The sequence below is a fragment of the Agrilactobacillus fermenti genome, from assembly GCF_047943045.1.
Taxonomy (GTDB): Bacteria; Bacillota; Bacilli; order Lactobacillales; family Lactobacillaceae; genus Agrilactobacillus; species Agrilactobacillus fermenti.
Window position 1 is genome coordinate 688531 of the sequence record NZ_CP181347.1, and the last position, 26115, is coordinate 714645.

Sequence of the window (26115 nt, forward strand, 5' to 3'; positions counted from 1 at the left end):
TGCGAATAATTAAATTTTAAATGTGTTCTAAAAGGCAACACCCTCACCTAACCACGAATGGCTCAAATGGCAAGTCCACCATTTTTCGTCACTCTTGTTAGTGCTCAGCTGCTAAGTGCCTTTTGTCTCACTCTCTCACTCTTTCTCTGCTTTTATATTGCAAGTATTTAAAAACGGGTTGCTGATGTTGGCCGTAGGACGGGATTGGTTTGTTGGTCGTTGTAATAACTCAAGTTTGGAAATAAAATCGTAAAAATAGAGCCTTTGCCCACAGTGGCAGTTACGCTCAAATGATGACCCAATTTTTCAGCCATATTCTTAGCTAAGTATAGCCCCAGTCCAGTAGCGTGTTGGTCCGCTTTACGACCATTCTTACCGGTAAATCCCTTGTCAAAGATCCGGGGAAGATCCGCAGCATCGATGCCAATGCCTGTATCTTGAATACTTAGTTGACTGCCTGTAGGATCAGTTGTAATTTTGATGGTAATTTTGCCGCCATTTGGTGTATATTTGATGGCATTAGAAATGAGTTGGTTAAGGATAAAGGTGAGCCATTTTTCATCGGTCAGAACTTGGGCTGTTTCATCGGAAATGTGGAATTGTAGATGTTTTTCGAAGAAGTAGCTCATATTGGTTTTAACGACGCCAATGGCTAATTGCCGTAAGTCATAAGTTTGAATCACGTAATCATTGGCGAAACTCTCTAAACGTGAAAAGTAGAGTACTTGGTCCACATAATCGTTCACGCGATGCCATTGTTCTTCTAATTTTGTTCTAGCCTCAATTGGTAATTGCTCTTTTAGACTATCTAAGAGCAGCTGATTGGCGGCTAAAGGGACTTTGATGTCATGAACCCAGCCTTGAACGAAATCTTCTTGTTCTTGTTGTTGGGTAATCAACTGGTTAAATGTTTGCTGATGATAATCGATCAATTGATTGATATGATCTTGAATCAGTTGCTGACTGTGGTTTTGAGCACCCGTTAATGGCACATCAAGGCCTTGTTCCCGCAACAAAGCATGGTCGGCAATCTTTTGATACCAGCGGTTTCGATAAAAATAAACTGCAATCAAAAATAACAAATATAACACCGTTAAAATGGTATCAAAATAGAGCAAGTAATCTAATGGCACCGGATAATTGGGTAATAGCCAAAGACCAGCATCTAACAAGAGCAAACCTAATATCCAAAATAATGTGTGGGGCAGATGATCTAATAAATAGTCTTTAATACGCATAAGCACCTCATGGTATCATATAGCCTTGACCAATTTTCGTTTGAATATAATCTTTGATGCCAGCACCTTCAATTTTTTTGCGCAGCCGATTGATATTGACCGTTAGCGTATTGTCATCAACGAATCGTTCATCTTCCCATAAATCGCGGAGAAGTTCCTCGCGACTGACAATATTACCATGACGCCGCATAAGATATTGCAAGAGCCGGTATTCGTTTTTAGAGAGATCAATCGTGGTATCTTTGATCTTGGCACTGCCGCTTTGTAAATTTAATAAAACACCCTTATGTTCGATCACATTCTGGGTAGGCTCAGTGTAATTATAAGTGCGCCGCAATAGCGCGTTGATCTTTGCGACGAGCACCTCCATCGCAAATGGCTTATTAACGAAATCATCGGCACCCATATTCATAGCCATCACCATGTCCATGTTGGTGTTACGCGAGGAAATAAAGATCATTGGGACCTTTGAGATCTCACGAATTTTTTGATTCCAATAAAAACCATCATAGACTGGTAGATTAATATCCATTAAGACCAGGTGGGGTTTTTCTTGAATAAAGTTGTTTAAGACTTGATTGAAGTCTGAAATTTCTAACGGGATCAACTGCCATTTTTTTAATTCATTAGCAATTAAACCACTGATTGTTTTATCATCTTCAACGATCAGAATTTTAAACATGTTTTCACCTCTATCTTATCAATATTACCGATTCGATTTAAGGATTACAACCACATAAATTCCGACTCGAGACGGTATAGTCCGTTAGGGATATCTGGTAAGATAGAAAGCATATGGAGGACGACCATGGGTATTTTAAACGCACAACACTTGATAAAAGTATTTGGCCACCGTTTAAGTCTAACAAAGGCATTAAATGATTTTTCGTTAGAAGTACAGGCAGGTGAGTTTGTCGGTATCATGGGACCTTCAGGTGCAGGGAAGAGCACCTTGCTGAATGTGATTTCTACGATTGATCGGCCTACTAGTGGCATGGTGACATTACTAGGTCAGGATCTAAGAAAATTAAAAGGGAAACAGTTAGCCCAATTTCGGCGTGAAAAATTAGGCTTTATTTTCCAAGACTTCAATCTTGTGGACGCTTTGACGGTCAAGGAAAACATTGCATTGCCGCTGTCATTAAATCATCAACCGCCTGCACAAATCAAGCAACGTGTTCAAGCGGTTAGTCAAATTCTGGGTTTACAAGAATTATTGACGTATTATCCATTGGAATTATCAGTCGGTCAACGGCAACGTATTGCGGCGGCACGTGCTTTAGTCACCGAACCAGCTATTTTATTTGCTGATGAACCAACGGGTAGTTTGGATTCGCGGGCCGCCACTGACTTTTTACAACATTTACAACGCATTAACCAGGGACAGATATCCGATACGGCGCACATATCAACACCAACGACGATTATCATGGTCACGCATGATGCCTTTACAGCTAGTTTTTGTAAACGTATCTTGTTTATTAAGGATGGGTCACTGTTTGCAGAGCTGATTCGCAGTAGTGATCGCCAGACATTCTTTGATCAAATTATTGATATGCAAGCAACAATCGGGGGAGGAGGGCGCATGAATGCTCGGCAAGCTCGGAATTAAAAGTGTGCGTCAAAATCCTATGATCCATAGCATTTTCATCGTAATCACAGCCTTGAGTACGATGGCTTCGAGTGATTTTTTACTGATGGCAGCTGACCCCACTTTAACAGATCGCTTTAAACCCTATTTTTATTATCCTGATAGTGTATTTCGTGCTTTTTCAACAATTTCAGTATTACTGTTGATTGCTTTTTCGATCTACTGGAATCGGCTATTTATGCGACATAAATTACATACCTTGGGGTTATTAGAGCTCTTAGGTTTGCGACGGCTCAAAATATTAATTTTGATCAATGGTGAAATTTTAATTAGTCAATTGATTGCCACGAGTATTGGCATCTTAACTGGCCTACTTTTCTACAAATTATTGGCCATGATCTTGTTAAAAATTTGTGGTTTATCCACTCAAATTGGCTTTTACTTTGATTGGCAATCACTACTGATTACCATTGTATGGACAGTTCTGATCCAGTTATTGCTGGCATTTTTTAATGGGATAAAGATCAGGCGCTGGGATACGGTTAAATTAACCCAAGGCCTAGCCCAAAAAAATGACTTAAAATTACCTTTAATTTTGCGTTTATTTGTTGGCACGATAGATTTATTTTTACTTGGGATCGTGGCTTGGATCAGTAGTAATATTTATCAGCATCAAGGTTTTGTCGCTGAAATTTTGGGACGAAAAGTTGACTTGATGTTATTAGATCTTGGTTTATTGGTGTTTTGGATTATTAGCCTATGGTTATTGTTTGCAGTCACCTTGCCAACGTTGATTGATCTTGTTAGTCTACGACCGAGGTTATACTTTAAAGGACTGCAACCTTTTTGGCTGGCTGAGCTAAAACATTGGTTCATCAATAACCATAATGCTATGTTTGGTATCAGTATTTTCTTAGGCATCTCATTTTCGTTATTAACGACGGGGTCACTCTTTTCCCGGTATATTTATGCGGCTACAGATGATGAGGCAAATTTCAGTATTATTAGCACAGCGGAAAAAAGACCCGCAATCCAAAAGTTTCTGCAAAAAAACAACCTTACCTATGATGAAACGCCGCCGTTACCTACAAAATTGATCACAGCAAGTTACCAATTGGATAGCGTCGTCAATGGTGCTTCTGTCAGTGGCGCTGGACCGACAATGTTATTATCGACGCATACGTTTCATCAGATTCAGCGGGCCAATCAGCGGTTTGGTCGCCGGGGCTACAGCAAATTAAATTTAGCACCGGGACAAGTGCGTTTGATTATTCCTCAGACTGGATTATTAAAGCATTCCCAATTTCAGCAGACGCAACATCGGCCAAATGTTAAATTAGGCAGTCATCCCAGTTTTAAACGTGAAGTAAGTCAAGTTTCACGTCAATTCCCTTTAAATAATAGTTTGGCATTTCAAAGCGCAATTATTCTGACCAATCGAGATTATCAAGCAATCAAAACGCACAATGCAGAAACATATTATGGCTTTCACCTGCATCAAGCGTTGACTAATGAACAGCTACTCGAATTACGTCAGTTGAATCAAAAACAGCGGTATCGCACGGATGAGCGAACGGGCCAGATTTATGAGACCAAGTCGACTACGGCGCAAACTTTTTATCGCACACAAATATACTCACGACAAGAAACTTCAATGAGTAATCGAATCCTAGTTGGGGTTTATATTTTTGTCGGTGTCTTTGTTAGTTTAGTCTTTGTAGTTGCTATGGCACAAATCATCATGCTGAAACGTTTAATAGTTGCTGAAACTTTACGCACAGATTTTATGACTTTAGAGAAAATTGGTGTGCCCACTGCTGATTTGCGTCGTGGAGTGTACGTGACACATACAGTCATCTTTGGACTGTTGTATGGTTTTGCTATTGTAGAAGCTAGTTTTGTTACGAATTTTATAAAAACTTTTGTAAACAATCCTAATCAGTTATTGATGTATGGTATTTTGGCTCTGGTCACCTTGATTTATAGCGTGATTTATTTGATAACAAATTATCTATTTGTTCGAATGGTTTCAAATTAAGAATAGAAAGAGGTTTCGCATGCAATTTTCGATACGCAATATTAAGTTACAAGCTAGAAAAGCATTAAAGGGTCGCTGGTTTCAGCCTATCTGGCTACTAGTTACGAGCTTTTTGCTAGTTCAGTTACTGGGGTCTTTATTAAGTAGTGGACTAGGTCAAAATTCATTTATTGAAACGTTATTATTTATGCTTTTAAATTATTTTTTACTATTTTCATTTAAATATGGCCAATATTATTATCCCAACTCTGTTTTTGCAGAACAACCGTTTCGCTTCTCCATGTTATTCATTGGCCTATCGCCGTTATATTATAAACGTTTCGTTATTTTGAATTTTATTGAATCTGTTTTGTTAATGTTACGGACTTGGCTGATTTTTATACCATTTATCGGCTCTTTAAGCCTACTAGACATGTTGCAAATCAACTACGGAATGAGTTCTGTTAAATTGCTGACTCGGATTGAAACCATCATTGCGCATTTTGATGTTTGGCATTTAACTGGTTTGATCTTATTGCTAGTCCTTGCTGGAATTTTATGGTTATGGCTCAATGGTTTTTTCCAAATTGCTGCTTACCTTGTTTTTGAGAATGGACAAAATTCGAGAGCACGAATTTTGTCGGCAACTTTGTTGTTCATGCACCACCACTGGCTTGACTTACTAAAATTACAACTATCTTTTATCGGCTGGTACCTCTTCTTTCCAGTGACATTTCTATGGCTAATACCCTATCGCCAAATGGCTATTTTTATTTTTTATGTGTCGATCAAACACGAGTTTATGGCTAAGTTAGCTCAGGTACAAGCTGACCAAGCAGAGACTTTAGCTAGAATTCAGCGGCTGCAAAAAGATCACGATGAAGCAGCTGAAGATGATAATGACCAAGATCATTCTAAGGAATAGCTGATTTCATAAAAACTCCAATCATTGGCACTTTGGTCAGCTAAGTCCTTGATTTGATCAAATAGTGGACTTTGTTGAAAAAGCTGGTATTGTTGCGCATTTGGCCAACTTGTTAACAGGAGAAATTTTTTACGGATATCTTTTTGGATACCTAAAAGGGCAACCTGATCTTGTTGCGCGAGTTGAGTCACAACTTTGATTAAACGATTACGATAATGATCGTTTTCGTCATCATTAAAGGTGAAATAAAACAAATGTAAGAAATTGCGCAGTGATGCAAAGGCGTCACCGGCAATCAAATCGTATTGTGCTGGTTGTTTGAATACGGAAGATCGGCCGGTTACTTCTAAAAGTAGATTATCTTTTTCTCCCATACTATCAGGGTGATAGAGTTTAAGTGGACGTCTGGGATTATTTTTTTGAATCTCTTGTAACACAGATTTGGAACCAAGCGTAAGATAGAGTTGTGTCATAAATAAAACCTCCAAAAAATTTAATTAAGGGTGATTATAATGAAATTGACAGTTTTAGGTTATTACGGCGGCTATCCATATCAAGGCCATGGCACAAGCGGCTATTTGCTGCAGTCTGAAGATGGCTTTAACTTACTGCTGGAAGCAGGCAGTGGGGTTTTATTAGCACTACAAAAATACTTAGACCCATTGCAATTGAATGCCGTGCTATTATCTCACTATCACCACGATCATACAGCCGATGTGGGTGTACTGCAATATTATTGGCAGCTTGCACCAGGGGCACATCGAGAGAAAGTTTTACCAATTTACGGTCATACTAAAGAAACGCTAAGTTTTGCGGCGCTAACGATGCCAGGTTTCACACAGGGCGTAGCCTATGATCCTGAGCAGATTTTAGATCTAGGCCCTTTTAGCATTACTTTTACACCGACGAAACATCCTGTGCCAGCATTTGCGATGCGTATCGTAGAAAAACAAACGGGCAAGGTACTTACCTTTACATCGGATACGGCTTACATGGACACATTAGTCGATTTTGCCCGGGGCAGTGATTTATTAATGACAGATACCAATTTCTTTGCGAATAAAGCCGGTAAAATATGGCACATGACCAGTACACAGTCAGGAAAACTCGCTGAGCAGGCTGATGTGACTGAATTACTATTGACGCATTTACCTCAAGTGTCTAATTTGGAAGATTTGAAGACAGAAACAGAAAAAGTTGCCCCAAGTGTAAAGATTCATTTGGCCCATGAAGGCTTAACCATAAAATTGGTCTAATTTTAGCTAAATGCTTATAATATCAACTGTTATGCAAAACTAAATCATTTATTTTAATTGTGAATTGTTTTTCTTTTAAAGATATTTAGTATTGTATAAAACTCAACTTGGTTTTTAAAAGGCTTTTCAGTATGCAATAGATATCTATTATTACCTAGAAAATTTACAAAAACGGCTATTCGTGTCTATTAAAAATTTTAATTTTAATAAAGATTCTTCTCGGAATTTGGTGGTCAGACCAATTCTACTATATTATAATATTAATTGTAATCTATAGGGAGCAAATTGCATTTGTTCTTAAAGGGGAGATATTTTATGACAGTTACTTTGTATACTTCACCAAGTTGCACTTCTTGCCGGAAAGCGCGTGCTTGGCTAAAAGAACATGACATTCCATTTACAGAACGCAATATTTTCTCAGATCCCCTAAATAAGAATGAAATCAAACGTATCTTACGAATGACGGAAAACGGTACGGAAGAGATTATCTCTACCCGTTCAAAGATCTTTCAGGAATTAGGTATTTCTCTTGATGATTTATCCATGGATGAATTGTTTGATTTGGTTCAAAAAAACCCTGGGTTATTGAGAAGACCAATTATTATGGATGATAAACGCCTTCAAGTTGGGTACAATGAAGATGAAATTCGCCGTTTCTTACCTCGTAAAGTTAGAGCTTTAGAACTACAACAAGCACAGTTATCTGCTGGATTATAAAATTGAATATTGTTTCAAGCAGACTGATGGACGACCGAGCGCTTTGCCACCAGTCTTTTTATATTTTGAATGCATCGATATTGCTAGACACTGTATCAGACGGGGATTAGTTGCATTTATGTTAGATTAGTGTTAACTTATCTTGGTCAATGTCAAAAATGCTGTTGATGTTGTTCGCTTTTTTTAATATGATGGTGTAATATTACTCATGAGAAGAGATATCTCTAAGTATGCACATTTCTAGAAACGAGGTGCGGTTAAATGGAAATGGAACGAATTAATGAGAATACTATCCGTGTGATCCTCGGTAATCAAGATTTAGAAGATCGTGGTATTACTGTCCTCGATTTATTAGGGAACCATAAACAAATCGAAAGCTTTTTCTATAGTATTTTGGAAGAGGTAGATAAAGACCACACTTTTACATCCAATGACGCCGTTACATTCCAAGTGATGCCAAACAAAAAGGGCCTTGAACTGTTAATTAGCAAAGGGTCGCCTGAAGGGTCAGAGGATACTGACGATTTTGCAATGGAAGATGATCTATCTGACGATGAAGAAGTTTCAGATTACATTAAGAAACAACTACAACAAAGTGACAACACAAGTGGTCCAAGAAGTACAGTCAGCCACTTTAACGATGTTAAAAGTAAAAATAAAAAGCCATTGAATGGTTTTACAGCAAAACCAGAACCTGAGTTTGAAGAGATTCTACTCGAATTTAGTGATTTTGAAGATGTTATTTCTGCGGCAGATGCTTTGCAGCTTGGTCATGCTAAAAGTAATTTATATTCTTATCAAAATAAATACTATCTAGATTTGATCGTTTACACGGCTGATTTAGAGGATATTAGTTTGTCAGATGCTGTTGCAGTTGCCTTTGAATATGGCAACCGTACCAAGGTAACGCCTGAAGTCCTGTCAGAATATGGGCATTTATTAATGTCTGAAAATGCACTGTCACAAATCAATCATTATTTTGGCTAGTTTAACTAGGTACGTTGCTCATTAGAGTTAAATTTAAAGTCTGAGAACAAAATTTGCTTTTTGTTCTCAGACTTTTTTGCGTAATTTATGAATTAGAGGAGACGGTGTTATATGAATTATGCGTTAACTGAGCAGAATGAATTGGTGTATTTAATGGATCAAAGACAGTTTTTAGAGTTATCACGAATACAGCAGCGTTACTATTGTCCTGAATGTGGGGGTCAGCTGCGGCTGAAAAAAGCTACAAAACAAACACGGCCGCATTTTGTTCATATCAATCAAACAAGCCATCAACGCGGTGAAAGTGCCATCCATATTCAAGGCAAGCAAGTTTTGTCAACCGCTTTGGATTGTTTGCACATACCTAATATGTTAGAGGTCCGTACTGAAACCAAAACGCGGCGAGCAGATATTTATTTGACGTATCAGCAGCAACAAATTGCGTTAGAGTGGCAATGTGCACTGATTGGCCAGCAAGAAATATTAGCGCGCTCTCAATCTTATACCAATCAACAAATCAAAGTTCATTGGATCTTGGGGCCCAATTATCGGCTTAAAAATCGACTGCGGCAAATACATTTAGCCATGTTGCGTTATCGTCCGGATTGGGGATTTTATTTACTTTATTTGGAACCAAAAAATCAGGCATTACAGCTGATACATCATATCCGCCAATTTGATTTACGCCGTCAAATTATTTATGAGAAAACACAATGGCCCTTACAAATTGGCTTACTTTATCTACTAGGACGGCCACAAAAAAAGTTATCGGCGTGTAAACAAACGACAATTCATGATCCCCTGAGCTTTGAGCAAAAAAGACGGTATATCCAACGGCAGCTTTACCAAGGCAATCAGGAAATACACCAGCTACAATTGCAAGCCTACCGTCAAGGACACCGAATAGATGCCATACCATTTGTTTGTTTTGAAGCACAGCCTTTACCGCCACTTACAACAAAGCGTTTAGCCTTGTTGAATTTTGAACTACTACTTTTATTAGAACAACAGCCACATCAAACACTTACTGCGCTGCAGGCGTTTATAAACAGCCGATTAGGAGACTATTGGATTAATCGCGAATTTAAAGCTTATTGGCCAAGAAAAGTATTAGCACAATTTTTGAGGCGCTTACAAGTCCAGGGTAATCTAAAAATTAAGCATGATCAAATCCAATTTTTTTCTTGGCCCATTGAAGTTAAAATATAGTCCCTTGAGATTGTTGCTTAATTAAGCCGTAATTAAATAAAATTCGGCGCAAAAAAATAGCGTGGCTCAAACAAAACTAATACCTTGCTTTCAGCCACCCATTAATTAAGGAATATTTGTTCTTTAAGCGTGTACTTGAAATAAGCTTGGAGCTTAATCAAGGCAACGTGTGGAAATTTAAAGTGTGTACGTTCTGTGTTTCAGGCTCAATGATACTTTGATCAGCATCTAAGTTAAGCATACGGTCGAAGACATGATGCAGTAAATCGTAAGAATCACAGTTCTCAATTAGAACGCCAGTATCTTGTTGCTCACTGCAGTAATTATAAATGACAGCAGTTGGCGCATCCACAACTTTCATTTCGCTAATGAAATGTTCATCTTCGCGGTATAGTTCTTGGATTAATGAATCTTGCCGATCTTCTCGAAAAAGTGCAATATCAAGGTCTGCTGATTTCAATGCGGTGGTAATCGTTTCTTTATTGTAAGATCGACCTTCATCATTGATCAAAGTTTGTAAGGCAATTAAGAAGTTTCGGCTTTTACGATTGCCTTGAAAGCTGGCTGCTTTATAATCCAAGGACGCCGAATAAGCCCAATTAGTCAGTTGATTACGTAATTGAAGATTAGTAGGATCGAAATGCTTTAGGGACATATATTTACCGATGACAGGTAGTGAAACCACCGGAATAAATTTATACTTAATTTCAGAGTCAAACTCTGAAACAAGTTTTAAAAGGATGTTCTCGGCATTTAAACATTGACAGCCTATTGGATTGACGAACAAAAAGAGTTCTAACACATTGTCTCCCCCATATCGTGACGTATTTACCAATGAAAGACGAATTATTATTAAAAAAATTTATATGTTATTTTCATAATAACTTTACCAAAAATATTTGTAATTTCAACTAATCTGCCTTGAAAACAAGTTTAAATTTACTTAACTTTTAAAATGTTGAACCGCACGGACGACTTTATTAGTTACCGCTCTATTAGGAATGTCATTTTGGGCTAATAAATTTAAGAAAAAGTGCTTATTTTGGTAGGCTTTGGCTACGTTCTGGATCTCTAGCTCACACTCGTAGTCTTGGGCGTGATCTGCATAGGTGGTACGATCTAAAGTCAATAAACCAGCCGGTAATGTTGCTAAATACCGTTCTGTTTTTGCTAAACCAATAATTTGTAAGTCACTAATTTTAACTTTTAATCTGGTTAATTGATTAGCAGTGGCACCATGCAAATAAATTTGATTTTGTTGGACTAATGCTTGAGCTTGGGTTAGCGTCAGTGGGTCTGTTATTTCAGTTAATTGATGCTCGGCCTTAGTGGTCGATAGCTTCAAAGTTTGTTCAGCAGTTGTCTGGAAAAGTCGAATCCGCAAGCCGATACTTTTTTGTTGCAGCAGCTTAGCTGAAGTGTCAAAATAATAATTCGTCTGCACAAAAGGTGCTGCAAATGAATATTGTTTTAATATCTCTTGAAACTCTTTTTCTGTTAATAGGTTTTTAAATTCTATCTCGATTGCTTGAGTCACATTATCACCAACAGCACTATAGCACAAAGCAATGGGAAATTACCACGATTTGCTTTGCAGTACAATAAATATAAATATGTTAAAATGGTAATCGTTATGATTTCTGTATACCATGGCAACATCGTAAGAATAGAAGGTTGAATAATGACAATGAACTGGGACACATTTTTATTACCTTATGAACAAGCTGTATCCGAGTTGAAAATCAAATTCCGCGGTATGCGCAAAGAGTTTCAACAACGAGGGGAGCATACACCAATTGAATTTGTGACCGGCCGAGTTAAACCGGTAGCTAGCATTCAAGAGAAAATGCAGCGTCGAGTGATCGAACCGGATTTGTTGGAAGCTGATATGCAAGATATTGCTGGTTTAAGAATTATGTGCCAATTTGTTGAGGATATTTATCAAGTTGTTGAAATCTTACGGCAACGTAAAGATATGGAAATCGTTGAGGAACGCGATTATATCACGAATAAAAAACCCAGTGGATATCGCTCTTACCATATTATTATTGAGTATCCCGTTCAATTGAGTGATGGGGAGAAAAAAATCTTGGCCGAGGTGCAAGTACGTACGTTAAGTATGAACTTTTGGGCAACCATTGAACATTCACTCAATTATAAATACCAAGGGGAATTCCCTAGTGAAATCCAGCAGCGTCTGCAAAAAGCTGCTGAAGCCGCTTTCCAATTAGATCAAGAAATGTCAGCCATTCGTGAGGAAATTCAAGAGGCCCAACGATTTTTCTCATATGGTAAAGTCCCCAACCAACCCATCAACCAAGATCAAGTACCCACACAAATTAGAGATAATATCGATCGAATCAAAAAAGAGGTAGAACAAAATGGGTCCGAAACTAAAGATAGCGATTCATAATAATCGCAAACCCAACACGTTGAAGGCAGTGAATTATTTACGTTCAGGCTTGCAGAAATCAGGTTTTCGCTTCGATAATCGTCATCCAGATATTGTGATCACGGTAGGTGGCGATGGTACTTTACTGTCAGCTTTTCACCGCTATGCGGCACAGCTAGATCATGTTCGCTTTGTTGGTGTCCATACAGGACACTTGGGCTTTTATACGGATTGGCGTGATTACGAATTAGACCATTTGATCGATGCTCTCAAAGTGGATTCTGGTCAAAGTGTCGCTTATCCATTGCTTGATGTGACCACCACATACAAAAATAGCCGAGAACAAGCACATTTCTTATGTTTAAATGAATCTACGATCAAACGGCTAGGCAGTACGCTTAGGGCTAATGTATATATTCAAGACAGCTTTTTTGAAAGTTTTCGCGGTGATGGGCTATGTGTTTCAACACCAACGGGGTCTACGGCTTATAGCAAGTCTTTAGGCGGCGCGGTCTTACATCCGCGTTTAGAAGCATTACAAATCACTGAGATTGCTTCGATTAATAACCGAGTTTATCGAACCTTGTCTGCACCAGTAGTTGTCGCTTCTGATGAGAATATCGTATTTAAGCCAAGTCCCGCTGATGATTATGTATTAACTGTAGACCAGTTGACCCTGAACCACCGGCCTATTGAAAAGTTAGAATATCGTATTGCTAAAGAACGCATCCACTTTGCCCGCTATCGGCATATGCACTTTTGGGATCGGGTAGAAGAGGCCTTTATTGGTGCCAATAGTCATGAGGAACTATCATGAATTTTTCTTGGTATGTTCCTGATGATTTTCCACGTAAGTCATTAGAAAAATTTTTAGAGCATCAAGGGTTATCTAAAAGTATTATCGCCAAAACAAAATTCAACGGTGGGGCGATTTATGTCAACCACCACCGGCGCAATACGGATTATTCTATCAAGCCTAAAGATCATATCACTGTCACGCTGCCCCCAGAAAAAGATGCGAAGCACTTAGTACCAGTCCATCGACCGCTAGATATTATTTTTGAAGATCCGCATTTCTTAGTCGTCAATAAACCGGCTGGCTTGCCTTCGATTCCATCGCGATCGTCTTTTTATGATTCTGTTGCCAATCGGGTCAAAGGTCATTTGGTAAGGCGTGCCCATGAAAGTTTGGCGATCCACGTTGTTTCTCGACTAGATCAAGATACCAGCGGTTTGATGTTATTTGCTAAACATAGCTTTGCCCATTCAGTTATGGCTAAGCAACTGCATCAACAAGCTATGCAGAAATACTATTTGGCATTAGTCGTGGGGCATTTATCAAAAACCCAGGGCTTGATCGATCAGCCAATTAAACGAATGGCACCTTATGCTATGAAGCGTGGCGTCAGCATTGGTGGACGGCCCGCACAGACCAAATATCAGGTATTGGCCGAGTTTTCAGACATGAGTTTGGTGCAGTTAAAATTGCTGACGGGACGAACCCATCAGATTCGAGTGCATATGCAGTGGTTAGGACATCCGCTTATTGGGGATCCGCTATATAATCCAGAAAATCATCAATTACATCGACAAGCATTGCATGCGTGGAAGTTATGCTTTAAGCACCCCTTTACTTCAGAACTGTTAACTTTCCAGGCGCCCTTGCCAGCGGATATACAACAATTATTGTACCAGCGGGGCTGGTCTAAAAATCAAATGGTTTAAGAAAGTAGGGGGCAATATGCATAAAGTCAAAAAACACCAGGTCTATTATTATCTTGGTGCTTTTTTAGTACCATTTTTGCTTGTGGCTATCTTTTTCATGTGTCGTCAAATAACACCATTTGGGCAGCGCAATTTATTGATCAGTGATATGGGGACGCAATATGTGCCGTTTCTAACAGATTTACGACAACGACTATTGAACCACGACTGGTCCTTTTATGCTTTTAATTTATCGTTGGGGGACAATTATTTTCCCCTAATGGCCTATTACTTGATTAGTCCATTTAATTTGTTGATTCTGCTTTTTCCGGCGTCGGCACTACCTCTAGCAGTCTCTTGGATTATTATGCTAAAAGTTGGGGTAATCGGTGTAGCAATGGCCCTTTATTTAAGTAGAGTCTATCGCAACCAGTATATGACCAATCTTTTGTTTACCACGGCGTTTGCTTGCTGTGGTTTTGTGGCTAATTATTTTTACACAGTTATGTGGCTGGACGCTTTAATTTTGCTGCCGCTGATTGCTTGCGGCATCCAACAATTGGTCCACCAAAATAAATCCGCATTATTTTATTGGACGATTTTAGCAACTATTTTAACAAATTTTTACCTGGGATATATGTCCTGTCTATTTGCTATTTTATTTTATCTATATTTGATTTTAGAAGATAATCACCGTCAAACTAAATTAGTAACAACGTTGAAAACAAAATGGCGTTTAACTTTGAAGTTTCTTGAAACATTGATATTGAGTGGCCTAAGTAGTGCTATGCTATTATTGCCGACTTTGTTAGGGATGTTACAAACAGGTAAGTCTGATTTTTCAAAACAGACATTTTTACCGTTACCTAAGTTTGGGCTGGAAGCTTTTGTCCAAACAGGTGTTGTCGGCTCAAACTATCGGGGTCGGTTGGCACATACGCCAACGATTTATATTGGCTTGACCATTACATTTTTTGCGATACTTTTCTTTTTGAACAAGCAAATCGAGCGTCAACACCGCATCAGACTGGGCGGATTATTGCTGACATTAGCGTTAAGTATGTGGCTCCGCAGTTTAAATACAATTTGGCATATGATGCAAGAACCCAAAGGCTTTCCTTATCGAAATACTTATTTCTTTAGTTTTATATTGATTTTGTGTGCCTATGAAGCTTGGCAAAATCGATATCATAGTTGTCCTAAACTATATTATTGGGCTGCTGGGCTCATGGGTAGTTTTATTAGCCTCGGCTATTTAGCTGCTTGGTGGCGGCAACCACTTCTAAGCGCAAAAAAGACTTATCCTCAATTATATGTTGGGTGGCGTTATTGGCTGCTAGACTTGCTGATCATCAGTTTAATATTGTTGATTTTGATTAAATACCGTCAGATGTCACGTCGTTTTAATATGGCATTGATGTTGGTTTTATGTGGCGAGTTGCTTGTTAACTTTTATGGGAGTTTCACTGGTGCTAAAACCGGGAATGAGGGCATTTATCAGCAAAATTATCAAATTGAACACCAATGGTTTTATAAGGCACACCACCAGACCAGTGATTTTTACCGTGTTGCCAATAAAAATTCACTAATCAATGCCGCGTACCGCGAGCCTTATTATAACTACAACGATCTATTGCTCTTCAATAGTCGAGGCCTCGATTATTATAGTTCTACTATTAATGATCATACGCGAAGAATGTTAAAACGATTGGGCTATTATAGCAAGAACGCACGCCGTATTAATTCTTTTGGTGCGACGGAACTGACCAATAGTTTGTTTAGCGTGCGTTATCAATTAACGATGACAAAAGACGATTACAATTTATTTGAGCGCAACGATGTCTTGCCATTTGGTTTTGGTGCCACCGCGGCACTGCGACATTTTCATTTACGGTCACATCAGGCACTAGCCAATCAACAACGGCTGTTCCAGGCAATTTCCGGATCACCAGCTCAATTTTATCGGGCACCGACTTTAGTGTCTCAACAAGTTACAGCAATCGGGAAAAGGCGCCTATATCGGCTGGTACTCAAACCTAAAAAGACGGGTCAGCTTTATGCTGCCTTGCCAAATGTGAATATTCAAAAAGCAACGATTCAAGTGAATGGTAAGAAACATAAAACACGAATCAAAGTAGATAGTGCTGCGGTTATGTCACTTGGCTATTTCACGGCTAAAGCACCCGTTACGTTGTCGATCGAGACACGCACTAAATTAAAACAGCCACAGCGTTATATGGCGACATTGGATCAAGTTGCCTTTGATCAAGCAATTATGCAAATTAATCAAAGACCCTATCAGATCAAGCCTAATTGGCGCGGTGATTTTTTTACCGGAACGTTTACGACTGATGCACGCAAGCCTTATTTACTGTTAAGCCTACCTTTTGATCCTGGATGGCAAGCTAAAGTCGATGGTCAAAGCAAAAAAATAAAACGGGTCGTTGGTAATTTGAGTGCACTTAAGGTAACGCCGGGCCAGCACCACATTACTTTAAGATATGAAGTACCAGGTTTAAGATTGGGGGGCTGGCTAAGTTTTGTGAGTATGAGTATTTACCTTGGCGGTTTATGCTTTGAAAGCAAAAGCCGATTTAAGCATTTAAATCTTAGGAAGGGTGGCAAGCGGTCATAACTGCGTCAGCTTATGCAACTTATTATTTCACCAGCAAAGAAAATGGTTGTCAATCGAGATGACTTTGCAGTACAAGGTCAGCCGGTCTTCTTAAAAAAAACCGAGCAAATCTTGAAACATCTGCGCACGTTGTCTTATCAGGAACTACAAAGTTTATGGCGAACGAGCGATCGGCTAACCCAGTATAATGTGACCCAGTTGGCTCAATTAGACTTGAAACAAAGATTGACGCCAGCAATTTTAAGTTATGCCGGGATACAGTACCAATCTTTAGCCGCCGATCTTCTGTCTACTTCGGGTTTGACATACTTACAACAGCATTTATGGATTCTGTCAGCCTTTTATGGTCTTCTGCGCCCCTTTGATGGGATTGCGCCCTACCGGTTGGACATGCAGGCCAAAATGTCAGTTGCCGGTCATCCAAATTTGTATGATTTTTGGGGTGATCACGTTTATCGTGAATTAGTTAAGGGCAAGGAACCAATTGTCAATTTGGCGTCTCAAGAATATGCCAAACTGATTCTACCCTTTTCTCAAGGCCACCCACGGATTGTTACCATCACCTTTGGACAGTATATTGATGGCCAATTCAAAACGCGAGCTACATTTGCAAAGCGCGCTCGCGGTGAAATGGTCCGTTATTTAGCTGAACATCAAATAAATCAGATTGATACAATCAAAGCGATTGATTTACCGAATTATCGATTTTGTCCTGAACAATCCAATACGACAAATTTTGTGTTTGCTGGCACGAAAATTAAATGATGATTATAAGGCCGTTGTCCTTTATCAAGCTGAGGATAATAGCCTGTATAAAAAGTGGGGGCCGTAGACAAAACTAGTGTTTTGTCTATGGCCCCCATTATTTCACGAACGATTGTATTTTAAACGTGTTCCAAAAGGCAATTTTTGAAGTGTTAAAATTGAACGATCTTAGTACCATGAAGTTCAGAAACACCAAGCTGTGTCGCAACCTGTGTGGCATTTTGCCAAGTGATGCCACCGCCAGGTAAGATGGTAATCTGTTTATCTTGGGCATAAGTGATCAATTGTTTCAAATGGTCAATATTGGCACTAATTGGTGTGGTTAAATCGGGTGAGCCATGCGTTAAAATTCGGGTTACTTCATGATCCGCAAGCCAATCAATGGTTGATAGTTGTTCAGCAGCCGGGATTTGGTCAAAAGCCATGTGCATAACCACGTCCATACCATTAGCGGCACCAAGCAGCATTTCCATAGCCTCGGTATCTAACGTGTGATCCTGCATCAATGCGCCAAAGGCAACCCCATCGACACCAAAAGACTGAGCTGTAAACAAATCAGCTTCCATCATTTTAAGCTCTAAATCGTTGTAGACAAAGTTGCCACCTCGGGGGCGAATCATAGTGACTAGTGCAATATGTTTATCTTGAGTGTATTTGGCTGCTTCAGCCATGACACCATGGCTGACTGTTGTCCCACCAACTGCTAAATTATCATTTAGTTCGATACGCTGCGCACCATTTTGAATGGCTGCGGGGATATCAGTAAAATTTTCAACGGCAACTTCCTTGAGCATCAAATCGTTCCTTTCTTACTTACAGAATTGTGCGTAAGCCAAAATACAATACAACGATAGCACCGAGTATGATTCGATACCATCCAAATGCTTTGAAGTCATTTTTCTTAATATAATTTAACAAGAAACGAATGGATAGATAAGCGACAACGAAAGACACCACAACACCGACCAATAAAACGATCATTTGAGCGCTTGTAAAAACATTACCAGCTTTGAAAAACTTAAATAGTTTTAAAGCAGAAGCACCAACCATTGTTGGAATCGCTAAGAAAAATGAAAACTCTGTTGCTACGAAACGTGAAGCACCGACGACCATGCCGCCTAGGATTGTTGCACCTGATCTTGAAGTGCCGGGAACCAAAGATAGAACTTGGAATAAACCGATCAGAAAAGCTAATTTTAAGCTCATTTGATTTAGATTGGTTTCTTTGGCTGGCCGTGTTTTATTGTAATTTTCAATGATAATAAATAAAATACCATAGACAATCAAAGTTGTTGCAATAACTGGCCAAGTGGTCAAATGGTCGTCCATGAAGTCGTTTAGCAGGGGTCCAGCGATTAAACTAGGAATCATAGCAATAATGACTTTACCCCAGAGTGACCAGGTTTGTTGTTTTTCAATACTGTTCTTCTTAAAGGAGAACGGATTAAGTTTTTGAAAATAAATGACGACAACTGATAAAATAGCACCAAGCTGGATCACGACCATGAACATATTGATGAATGCTGTCGATTCATTCAAATGAATGAATTCATCAGCTAAATACAAGTGACCAGTAGAACTAATTGGTAGAAATTCGGTGATGCCTTCTATAATACCGAGGATGATAGCTTTAATAATGTTAAACAACAGATGTTCCTCCTGAAATAGGGCTATAAAATTTTAGTACGGGAATAAGTATACTGAATTTTTGAGATTTTGAAATGATTATGAAGGAATTAAAGCAAATTTTATAGATTTAAGTTAGAAGTGATGCATCAACTTTTAGTAATCTGAGACACAAAAAATAAAGCGGCGGACAATAATATTGCCTGACGCTTTATTTTTTGGAAATATTAAGCCTTTAAGAAGTTCACACACACGATTTCAGGGCAAGAAATATCTTTTTCTAATAAAGTTAAGAAACCAGAATCAGGATTTCGTGTATATAAAGTTAAATTATCAGAATTCTGGTTGGCCGCTAAGATAAATTTTTGACTGGGATCTAAATTAAAGTCGCGCGGGAAGTCACCTTCTGTACTGATCCGTTGAATCAAGTCGATGTGGCGACCATCAGCTGTGATATTAAAAACGGTAATAGAATTATGACCGCGATTTGAAGCATAGAGGAACTTACCGTCAGCACTAATTCTGATCGCCGCACTGCCATTGTGAGCTGTAAAATTGTCGGGAATTGTAGACTCTGTTTGGATCGGGGTCAAAGCACCGGTTTGGACATTATAATCTAACACGGTTACTTGGCTAGAAAGTTCGCCTAAGAGATAAACCACAGACTGGTTCGGATTAAAAACCACGTGACGCGGGCCAAATCCCGGTTGCGTTTGATAAGTGGCAATCGGTTTAAAGTGATCAGCTTCAAAGTCATAAACACTGACTTGATCGATACCTAAATCGCACACAATCAAGCGTTGATCTGGCGTTAAGTTAATATAGTGGACGTGAGCACTGTCTTGTTCAGGTTTGGGGCCACTACCGTGATGTTTTAAGGTGTCTAGTAAGGCTAATTGGCCGTCTGGTGCAATACGATAGGCATTAGCTAAACCTTTGTGATAATTGGCATCAAACAATAACTGGCGGTTTGGATCATAAGCGATATAAGCTGGTGAAGCACCAGGTTGTAAAACCTTACTGATCAGTTTTGGCTGCGCCCCGCTTAAATCATAAGCAGCGACACCTCCTTGATCACCTTCCGTCATAATCGTGAACAGACGCTGGTTCTTTTCGTCCACGGTAAAATAAGTTGGGCCCCCAATTTCAATATATGGCGTAATGTCATGCAGCTGATTATTCTCGAGTTGTCCCTGATAAATGCCCTTACCAGTGCGCCGGGTATATCCTCCTAAAAGTACAGTTTCTTTCACGAAAAACGCCTCCTTATCTTCATAAATTATACCATAGCATCTTGGCGCTAATTGCATCAAATAAGACGAGCTATGATACAATTAAAACATGAATGTAAGTAAAGGAGTACTCAATATGCAAGTAAAGGCGATTATTAAGAAAATTGGTGCAAAAGCTATCTCTGTAAAAGATCCGATGGTTATTTTGTTTGGTGAAGAGGCAACTGATGTTATTGAAAATGTTTCCGTGGTGCAAAAATTTATAGATAAAAAACAACAAGTTGATTTAAACCCACAAGTGGGCGATACCATTGAAATCGATGGTCAGACATTTAAGATTGAAAAGGTTGGCCAGTTAGTTCAAGATAATCTATCAACAATTGGACACGTTACCTTAATTTTCAAACATCCTAGTGATGAGGATCAGATGCAAAATGCTATCTATTTAGCCAATCAAAACAATACATTTCCTAAGTTTACAGTAGGGGCAGAAATTTTATATAACAACTAATGGCATTAAGCTGGCGCCGACTTTTAGAGACATTAGGGTAAATATATTGGAAAGAAAGGAAGCTCATGATTGAAAATAAACCACAGCGGTCCATTTTTTTTAAGTGGATTCTAAATAATAAATTCACAGTTTTTTTGTTAAATATTTTGATCATTTTATTGATCATTTTATTATTCACCAAGGTTAGATTCGTATTTGCACCAGTAGGGAAGTTCTTGAATGTTGTTGCACCGCCTATTTTTTTAGCTGCCGTTTTTTATTATCTAATGGAACCTTTAGTGGCGTTATTGGAAAGAAAATGGCATTGGAAGCGGATGGTATCTATTACGATCCTATTTATTTTATTAGTAGGTTTGTTGGCTCTGGGCATTAGCTTATTGATTCCTTATATTCAAAAGCAGACACAATCACTCGTCGCCAATTGGCCGCAGTACTGGCAAGCTGTTCAGGACTGGTTAAAAAATATTTCTGGGCAGCCAAGTTTCCGGCCAATTAAGGATCAGCTCAATGCTTCGACAGATACAATTACCAAAAGTATCGGCAGCTGGTTTCAGAAAAATTTTGTCAGCACCTTTTCAAATATTGGCTCGGCAGTGGGGACAGTAACAACAATTATCGTCAATGTGATTACCGCACCCTTTATTCTGTTCTTTATGTTAAAGGATGGCGGGAAATTTAAAACAGGGCTTGTCAAACTGGTTCCGACACGGCTGCGGCCTTCAACGCAAACAACTTTGACAGAAATCAATAATTCCATTAGCTCTTATATCCGTGGCCAATTAACAGTGGCATTTTGGGTAATGGTCATGTTTTCCGTTGGCTATTTGATCGTTGGTCAGAAATATGCCTTTCCTTTGGGTATTTTAGCGGGTATCTTGAACTTAGTACCTTACGTGGGATCATTCTTAGCTATTTTGCCTTCTTTGGTAATTGCTGGCTTTACATCTGTGTCCATGTTGATCAAAGTCTTGATCGTATTTTTGATCGAACAAACGATCGAAGGTCGAGTGATTTCACCTTTAGTGATGGGGAGCAAGTTAGAGATGCATCCGGTAACGACGATTTTGGTATTACTGACTGCAGGCAACTTATTTGGTTTTCTAGGTGTTGTTTTGGGTATTCCTGGGTATGCTGTGATCAAAATTATCATTGTTAAGTTATGGCGCTGGTTTACGCGCAATTCTGAATTGTATGATTCAAAAGCAGCCGAAACGCAAAATGATAATCGAATGAATACTTCAGAATCAAGCGAATCTTAATTTTATTAAGTAAAATTCATGTCGGTTTTATCGATATGAATAGTCGATACAAACAAAAAAGTGGCTGGGACAAAACTAACGTTTTGTTTACAGCCACTATGTGTTTACGAACAATTCAATTTTAAACGTGTTCCAAAAGACAACACCCTTACCTAAACAAGAATGGCTCAAATGGTGGACTTGCCATTTTTCGCCATTCTTGTTTAGGTAAGGGTGCTGAGCGCCTTTTGTCTTACTCTCTTCCTACGATTAGTCAAGTGTTAATTTCAACTAAATGATCTGTCAATGAATCAATATCTGTTTGTGTAGAGTTCCTGTCACTTAAGCATCTCTTTACCCCCATGGGGGTAAAAAATTAGGGTAACTCAAATACACCGCGATCAGTTGTTTTTTTAGATCCATATCGTGGTATACTTTATTTTATAAGGCGTTAGGCCTTATTGGGCTTCGAGCCCGTGATATGACTTATAGTCATATGTTTGGTGACTTTTAATCATGACAAACAGACATTTGACCAGTTTATTCATGCAAGCCACCGTTGCGACCTTATCCAGTTTTGGATGAGGTCCTTTTTTTCGTAAGCGATAATAAAAGTCGACAATATGATTGGGCACCTTGGTCAAGCCATGGACTCGACGCATATTGGCCACTGTTAAACAAAATAAGTTGCGAGCGTAAGGATCGCCACGTTTATTGATATGATCAATCGCTCGGTAAGTACCAGATTGGTATTGTCTTAAGTCGATGCCGATTAGATCGGTCATCGAGCAACATCTTCTTTCTTGTGATTAGAACACTAGCTAATTCTGGATCTCATTTCCGATACCCGAGCTCGAAGCGCCACAAACTTAAAATTGATTAACAGAAGATAGCAGTGAAAGCCAGTTTTTTTTACGGGCTCGAAGCCCCAATGAGTGAACGGTATTTTTATAATTAATCAAAAAAAGATCTGTTGACCGAAGTAAGAATATACTTCATCAACAGATCTAATCTTAGTATGTTTTTTTATAGATATTGGGACAATTTACCAACTAGCTTTTTTGACACCAGGAATTTGGCCCTTGTGAGCCAATTGCCGAAAGTTTAAACGAGACATGCCAAACTTACGCATGTAAGCATGGGGCCGACCGTCAAGTTGATCACGGTGATGGATGCGAACTGGCGAAGCGTTGCGTGGTAATTTTTGCAGACCAGCGTAATCACCTTTTGCTTTTAATTCTTCGCGAATCTCTGCATATTTTGCAACTGTTGCTTCGATTTTCTTCTCTTTTGCAATCTTAGATTTTTTTGCCATAAACCTTTCACCTCATTTGTTAGTTTAGCTGATGCAGTGTTTGTTATTTGTTCGTTAAATTCGTTAGCAAGCAAAGTCAACTACTACTATAACACAAATGAGTTACTTTTGAAAAGTAAGTGACTACATCGTGTCGCCATTAAAAATTGAATTTTTAACGATGACATAATCAACTGTCTTTAGCGAAGCTAGGTCACGGCCGCCGGCATAAGAAATAGATGATTGCAGGTCTTCATGCATTTCAGTCAAAGTATCAGCAATAGATCCTTTATATGGAATTAGCATTTTTTTGCCTTCTACATTATGATGAGATCCTTTTTGATATTGAGATGCAGAACCGTAATATTCTTTATATACCTTACCATCTTGTTCAATTGTCTTGCCAGGTGTCTCTTCATGGCCAGCAAATAGGGAGCCGATCATAACCATTGAAGCACCAAAACGTATAGATTTTGCAATATCACCGTGGGTACGCACACCACCATCGGCAATGATTGGTTTGCGGGCAGCTTTAGCACACCAGCGTAGAGCTGCTAACTGCCAACCACCAGTACCAAAACCAGTTTTGATTTTAGTGATGCAGACCTTGCCAGGGCCAATACCAACTTTTGTGGCGTCAGCGCCAGCATTTTCTAATTCGCGGACGCCTTCAGGTGTACCAACATTACCAGCAATCACAAAAGCTTGGGGCAAATAATGTTTGATATGTTGAATCATATCGATCACGGTTTGAGAATGACCATGCGCAATATCAATCGTAATGTATTCAGGAACTTCACCTTCAGCGGCTAAAGCTTCAATGAAATTATATTCATCGTCTTTAACACCAACGCTGATAGAGGCATAAAGGTTTTTTTGATGCATATTTTTTACAAAATCTAGGCGTGTTTCCGGTTCAAAGCGGTGCATAATGTAAAAGTAGCCATTGCGAGCTAACCATTCGGCCAGCGGGGCGTCAATAATCGTTTGCATGTTTGCCGGTACGACTGGAATCTTAAAAGTACGATCGCCAAATGTAACGGTAGTGTCTGCTTCTGAACGACTTTTAATAATGCACTTATTAGGAATCAATTGAATATCTTCATAGTCAAAAACTTGTAATTCATTAATCATAATTGATTTCGCTCCTATTCACTAAAACCGAATAATAAAAAATACAAGGCTTATTTATGAGCCTTGTATAATTTAACTAATACATTAATAAAAGTCAAGGAATAAAGCGAAATATTCGCAAAAAAAATGAATTTGCGAACAAAGAATACTTAAATATATATAATACATCTTAATTAATGAACTATCGGCCACAATTTGAATGACTAATTCGTATTTATTATAAGCGAACATTACTAGTGCTTATGCGTCAAAATGATCCACGAAAATTACGAATCAAGGTAAAATTCGCAAATGCTCATGAATTTCAATACTATCCTTAATTGATTGAACAACTGTACAAGTACGCGTCGTCATTGCTAAGATACGCTGTAATTTTTCTTCATCTGCCTGAGCATTAGTGACTGTGATCGTTAGGTCCATTTGACGGACTTGGTTTGGTAAATGGTCGTCTTGAATCATCGTGCTATCAATACTTAAGTCATCGAAGGCAATTTTAGAGTTATTTAAGATGATTCTAAAAGTACCTAATGAGCAAGCTGCCGCAGCCGTTTGCAATAATTTGACGGGCGAAATCTCACCTTGGCCGTGGCCAATGTGTAGAATTTGACCCTTATTTTCCATGACCATGCCATTTTCATTTAAATGTACCGTTAAATGTTTTTCCATTATGAAAACCTCCTCAAAAGCGAATGGTTACTTGAAATAACGTTTCTGCCAAAAGCGAAAAGCTAGTACTAACGAAATAACTAGGGAAATAATGATCGTGATGATCCAGCTAGCATGGGATCTAGCTAGGGGCAAGTCGACATTCATGCCATAGAATGAAAAAACTAATGTGGGAATTGTCAAAATAATGGAATAAGTCGTTAGAAATTTCATAACTTGGTTCATATTATTGTTGATAATCGAAGAATACGTATCTGTGGTTTCATTAATGATTGAATTGGATATCTGTGCCATTTCTACTGCCTGTTGATTTTCAATGATAATGTCATCTAAATAATCGTAATTAACCTCACTTAGGTGAAAAGTAGGGGCCCGACGTAAGTTTTCAAGAACGTTTCGGTCGGTTCGCAGCGAAAGTAAAAAATAGACCAAACCCCGCTGAACGCCCATCAAACTATATAATTGATCATTTTGTAAAGAATCTTGCAGCCTATTTTCTACTTGTTCTCGAACGCGATTCATGTCCTTTAAGTAGCGTTGATAATTTGAAATGACATGACTAATGATCTGCAAACTAGCTTTATTGGGATTTTTGATATCCAACGGGCGGCGATTATCAGAAAAAGAGTCTAGAAATGGTTTTCGGGTAATACTGATGGTAATGAGATAGTCTTGTTTGATGATAATACCAACTGGCGTGGTGCGGTAAGTGAATTTATGCTCTTTCTGTCGTTTGATTTGTGGTACGTCAAAGATGATCAGCGTGGTATGATAATCTTCATCGTATTCCGTGCGCGCGCTCTCATCTCGATCTAAACTATAATAAATATAATCCATGGGGACATTGGTTTTTTGCTGGATCTCTTTAATTTCTTCCGGCGTGGGGTCAATGGCATTCAGCCACATGCCCTTTTTGATTTTAGATTGTTTGACTAGTTGGTTCTTGCTATCATAATCATAGGTGATCAGCATGATTCT

The 26115-nt window shown here is 38.8% G+C and carries 27 protein-coding genes; 14 read left to right on the plus strand and 13 right to left on the minus strand.

Annotated features, from left to right (window positions below; translation table 11 throughout):
* Positions 1–167 precede the first annotated feature (167 nt).
* Together ACNAN0_RS03320 and ACNAN0_RS03325 are read right to left on the minus strand one after the other, a co-directional pair.
* Positions 168–1238 (minus strand): sensor histidine kinase, encoded by a 1071-nt coding sequence (locus tag ACNAN0_RS03320; protein WP_230912700.1) that lies wholly within the window; start codon positions 1236–1238, stop codon positions 168–170.
* A gap of 7 nt (positions 1239–1245) precedes the next feature.
* A complete protein-coding gene (locus ACNAN0_RS03325; RefSeq protein ID WP_230912699.1) occupies positions 1246–1920 on the minus strand; it encodes a response regulator transcription factor in 675 nt (224 codons plus the stop codon).
* A 126-nt stretch (positions 1921–2046) separates the two neighbouring features.
* Between ACNAN0_RS03325 and ACNAN0_RS03330 the strand changes: the two genes are divergently transcribed.
* Genes ACNAN0_RS03330 through ACNAN0_RS03340 form a run of 3 tightly spaced genes read left to right on the plus strand, consistent with a single transcriptional unit; the run spans position 2047 to position 5771 of the window.
* Complete coding sequence (locus tag ACNAN0_RS03330; RefSeq protein ID WP_416353863.1) at positions 2047–2850, plus strand: ABC transporter ATP-binding protein; 804 nt, start codon at positions 2047–2049, stop codon at positions 2848–2850.
* Positions 2828–4867: an FtsX-like permease family protein gene (locus ACNAN0_RS03335; protein WP_416353864.1), complete on the plus strand. Its 2040-nt coding sequence runs from the start codon at positions 2828–2830 to the stop codon at positions 4865–4867. The genes ACNAN0_RS03330 and ACNAN0_RS03335 overlap by 23 nt, the downstream gene beginning before the upstream one ends.
* A gap of 19 nt (positions 4868–4886) precedes the next feature.
* A complete protein-coding gene (locus ACNAN0_RS03340; RefSeq protein WP_230912696.1) occupies positions 4887–5771 on the plus strand; it encodes a DUF975 family protein in 885 nt (294 codons plus the stop codon).
* Here ACNAN0_RS03340 and ACNAN0_RS03345 read toward each other — a convergent pair.
* Positions 5756–6244 (minus strand): hypothetical protein, encoded by a 489-nt coding sequence (locus tag ACNAN0_RS03345; RefSeq protein ID WP_230912695.1) that lies wholly within the window; start codon positions 6242–6244, stop codon positions 5756–5758. The two genes, ACNAN0_RS03340 and ACNAN0_RS03345, sit on opposite strands and share 16 nt — an antisense overlap.
* 39 nt (positions 6245–6283) lie before the next feature.
* Between ACNAN0_RS03345 and ACNAN0_RS03350 the strand changes: the two genes are divergently transcribed.
* The 4 genes from ACNAN0_RS03350 (at position 6284) to ACNAN0_RS03365 (ending at position 9940) form a co-directional block, all read left to right on the plus strand.
* The gene (locus ACNAN0_RS03350) at positions 6284–7027 is read left to right on the plus strand and encodes an MBL fold metallo-hydrolase (protein ID WP_416353865.1); all 744 of its coding nucleotides are present in this window, start codon (positions 6284–6286) and stop codon (positions 7025–7027) included.
* Positions 7028–7342: 315 nt separating this feature from the next.
* Entirely contained in the window at positions 7343–7744 is a 402-nt protein-coding gene (gene spxA / locus ACNAN0_RS03355) for a transcriptional regulator SpxA (protein WP_230912693.1), read from the plus strand.
* Positions 7745–8005: 261 nt separating this feature from the next.
* On the plus strand, positions 8006–8731 hold the full coding sequence (locus tag ACNAN0_RS03360) for an adaptor protein MecA (protein ID WP_416353866.1): 726 nt from the start codon (positions 8006–8008) through the stop codon (positions 8729–8731).
* 111 nt (positions 8732–8842) lie between these two features.
* Positions 8843–9940 carry a competence protein CoiA gene (locus tag ACNAN0_RS03365; protein WP_230912691.1) on the plus strand — a complete coding sequence of 366 codons (1098 nt, stop codon included), beginning with the start codon at positions 8843–8845 and terminating at the stop codon, positions 9938–9940.
* 157 nt (positions 9941–10097) lie between these two features.
* On the opposite strand, the gene ACNAN0_RS03370 is transcribed toward ACNAN0_RS03365, so the two are convergent.
* Both ACNAN0_RS03370 and ACNAN0_RS03375 read right to left on the minus strand, forming a co-directional pair.
* Positions 10098–10742, minus strand: coding sequence for a DsbA family protein (locus ACNAN0_RS03370; RefSeq protein ID WP_230912690.1), 645 nt, complete (start codon positions 10740–10742; stop codon positions 10098–10100).
* A 141-nt stretch (positions 10743–10883) separates the two neighbouring features.
* Positions 10884–11504 carry a CYTH domain-containing protein gene (locus ACNAN0_RS03375; RefSeq protein WP_416353867.1) on the minus strand — a complete coding sequence of 207 codons (621 nt, stop codon included), beginning with the start codon at positions 11502–11504 and terminating at the stop codon, positions 10884–10886.
* 117 nt (positions 11505–11621) lie between these two features.
* On the opposite strand from ACNAN0_RS03375, the gene ACNAN0_RS03380 reads away from it, so the two are divergent.
* Genes ACNAN0_RS03380 through yaaA form a run of 5 tightly spaced genes read left to right on the plus strand, consistent with a single transcriptional unit; the run spans position 11622 to position 17436 of the window.
* Entirely contained in the window at positions 11622–12353 is a 732-nt protein-coding gene (locus ACNAN0_RS03380) for a GTP pyrophosphokinase (protein WP_230912688.1), read from the plus strand.
* On the plus strand, positions 12322–13149 hold the full coding sequence (locus tag ACNAN0_RS03385) for an NAD kinase (RefSeq protein ID WP_230912687.1): 828 nt from the start codon (positions 12322–12324) through the stop codon (positions 13147–13149). Before ACNAN0_RS03380 ends, ACNAN0_RS03385 begins: the two co-directional genes overlap by 32 nt.
* Entirely contained in the window at positions 13146–14057 is a 912-nt protein-coding gene (locus tag ACNAN0_RS03390; RefSeq protein WP_416353868.1) for an RluA family pseudouridine synthase, read from the plus strand. Before ACNAN0_RS03385 ends, ACNAN0_RS03390 begins: the two co-directional genes overlap by 4 nt.
* 16 nt (positions 14058–14073) lie before the next feature.
* A complete protein-coding gene (locus ACNAN0_RS03395; protein WP_416353869.1) occupies positions 14074–16671 on the plus strand; it encodes a YfhO family protein in 2598 nt (865 codons plus the stop codon).
* Between the two features lie 12 nt (positions 16672–16683).
* Positions 16684–17436, plus strand: coding sequence for a peroxide stress protein YaaA (yaaA, locus tag ACNAN0_RS03400; RefSeq protein ID WP_230912684.1), 753 nt, complete (start codon positions 16684–16686; stop codon positions 17434–17436).
* 152 nt (positions 17437–17588) lie between these two features.
* On the opposite strand, the gene ACNAN0_RS03405 is transcribed toward yaaA, so the two are convergent.
* From ACNAN0_RS03405 to ACNAN0_RS03415, 3 genes are all read right to left on the minus strand, one after another.
* Positions 17589–18230 carry a copper homeostasis protein CutC gene (locus ACNAN0_RS03405; RefSeq protein WP_416353870.1) on the minus strand — a complete coding sequence of 214 codons (642 nt, stop codon included), beginning with the start codon at positions 18228–18230 and terminating at the stop codon, positions 17589–17591.
* Positions 18231–18249: 19 nt separating this feature from the next.
* Positions 18250–19083: an undecaprenyl-diphosphate phosphatase gene (locus tag ACNAN0_RS03410; RefSeq protein ID WP_230914496.1), complete on the minus strand. Its 834-nt coding sequence runs from the start codon at positions 19081–19083 to the stop codon at positions 18250–18252.
* 206 nt (positions 19084–19289) lie between these two features.
* Positions 19290–20315, minus strand: coding sequence for a lactonase family protein (locus ACNAN0_RS03415; RefSeq protein ID WP_230914495.1), 1026 nt, complete (start codon positions 20313–20315; stop codon positions 19290–19292).
* A 115-nt stretch (positions 20316–20430) separates the two neighbouring features.
* On the opposite strand from ACNAN0_RS03415, the gene ACNAN0_RS03420 reads away from it, so the two are divergent.
* Together ACNAN0_RS03420 and ACNAN0_RS03425 are read left to right on the plus strand one after the other, a co-directional pair.
* Complete coding sequence (locus tag ACNAN0_RS03420; protein WP_230914494.1) at positions 20431–20805, plus strand: PTS glucitol/sorbitol transporter subunit IIA; 375 nt, start codon at positions 20431–20433, stop codon at positions 20803–20805.
* A 65-nt stretch (positions 20806–20870) separates the two neighbouring features.
* A complete protein-coding gene (locus tag ACNAN0_RS03425; RefSeq protein ID WP_416353871.1) occupies positions 20871–22064 on the plus strand; it encodes an AI-2E family transporter in 1194 nt (397 codons plus the stop codon).
* A gap of 437 nt (positions 22065–22501) precedes the next feature.
* Here ACNAN0_RS03425 and ACNAN0_RS03430 read toward each other — a convergent pair whose 3' ends face one another.
* The 5 genes from ACNAN0_RS03430 to ACNAN0_RS03450 all read right to left on the minus strand — a co-directional run bounded on the left by ACNAN0_RS03430 (position 22502) and on the right by ACNAN0_RS03450 (position 26109).
* Positions 22502–22828, minus strand: coding sequence for a transposase (locus ACNAN0_RS03430; protein ID WP_230914492.1), 327 nt, complete (start codon positions 22826–22828; stop codon positions 22502–22504).
* Between the two features lie 260 nt (positions 22829–23088).
* On the minus strand, positions 23089–23358 hold the full coding sequence (rpsN, locus tag ACNAN0_RS03435) for a 30S ribosomal protein S14 (protein ID WP_230914491.1): 270 nt from the start codon (positions 23356–23358) through the stop codon (positions 23089–23091).
* Positions 23359–23481: 123 nt separating this feature from the next.
* Positions 23482–24471, minus strand: a complete 990-nt coding sequence (locus ACNAN0_RS03440; protein ID WP_230914490.1) for a GMP reductase — start codon at positions 24469–24471, stop codon at positions 23482–23484.
* A 273-nt stretch (positions 24472–24744) separates the two neighbouring features.
* Complete coding sequence (locus tag ACNAN0_RS03445) at positions 24745–25137, minus strand: OsmC family protein (protein ID WP_416353872.1); 393 nt, start codon at positions 25135–25137, stop codon at positions 24745–24747.
* A 27-nt stretch (positions 25138–25164) separates the two neighbouring features.
* Positions 25165–26109: a magnesium transporter CorA family protein gene (locus ACNAN0_RS03450; protein ID WP_230914488.1), complete on the minus strand. Its 945-nt coding sequence runs from the start codon at positions 26107–26109 to the stop codon at positions 25165–25167.
* Positions 26110–26115: the final 6 nt, after the last annotated feature.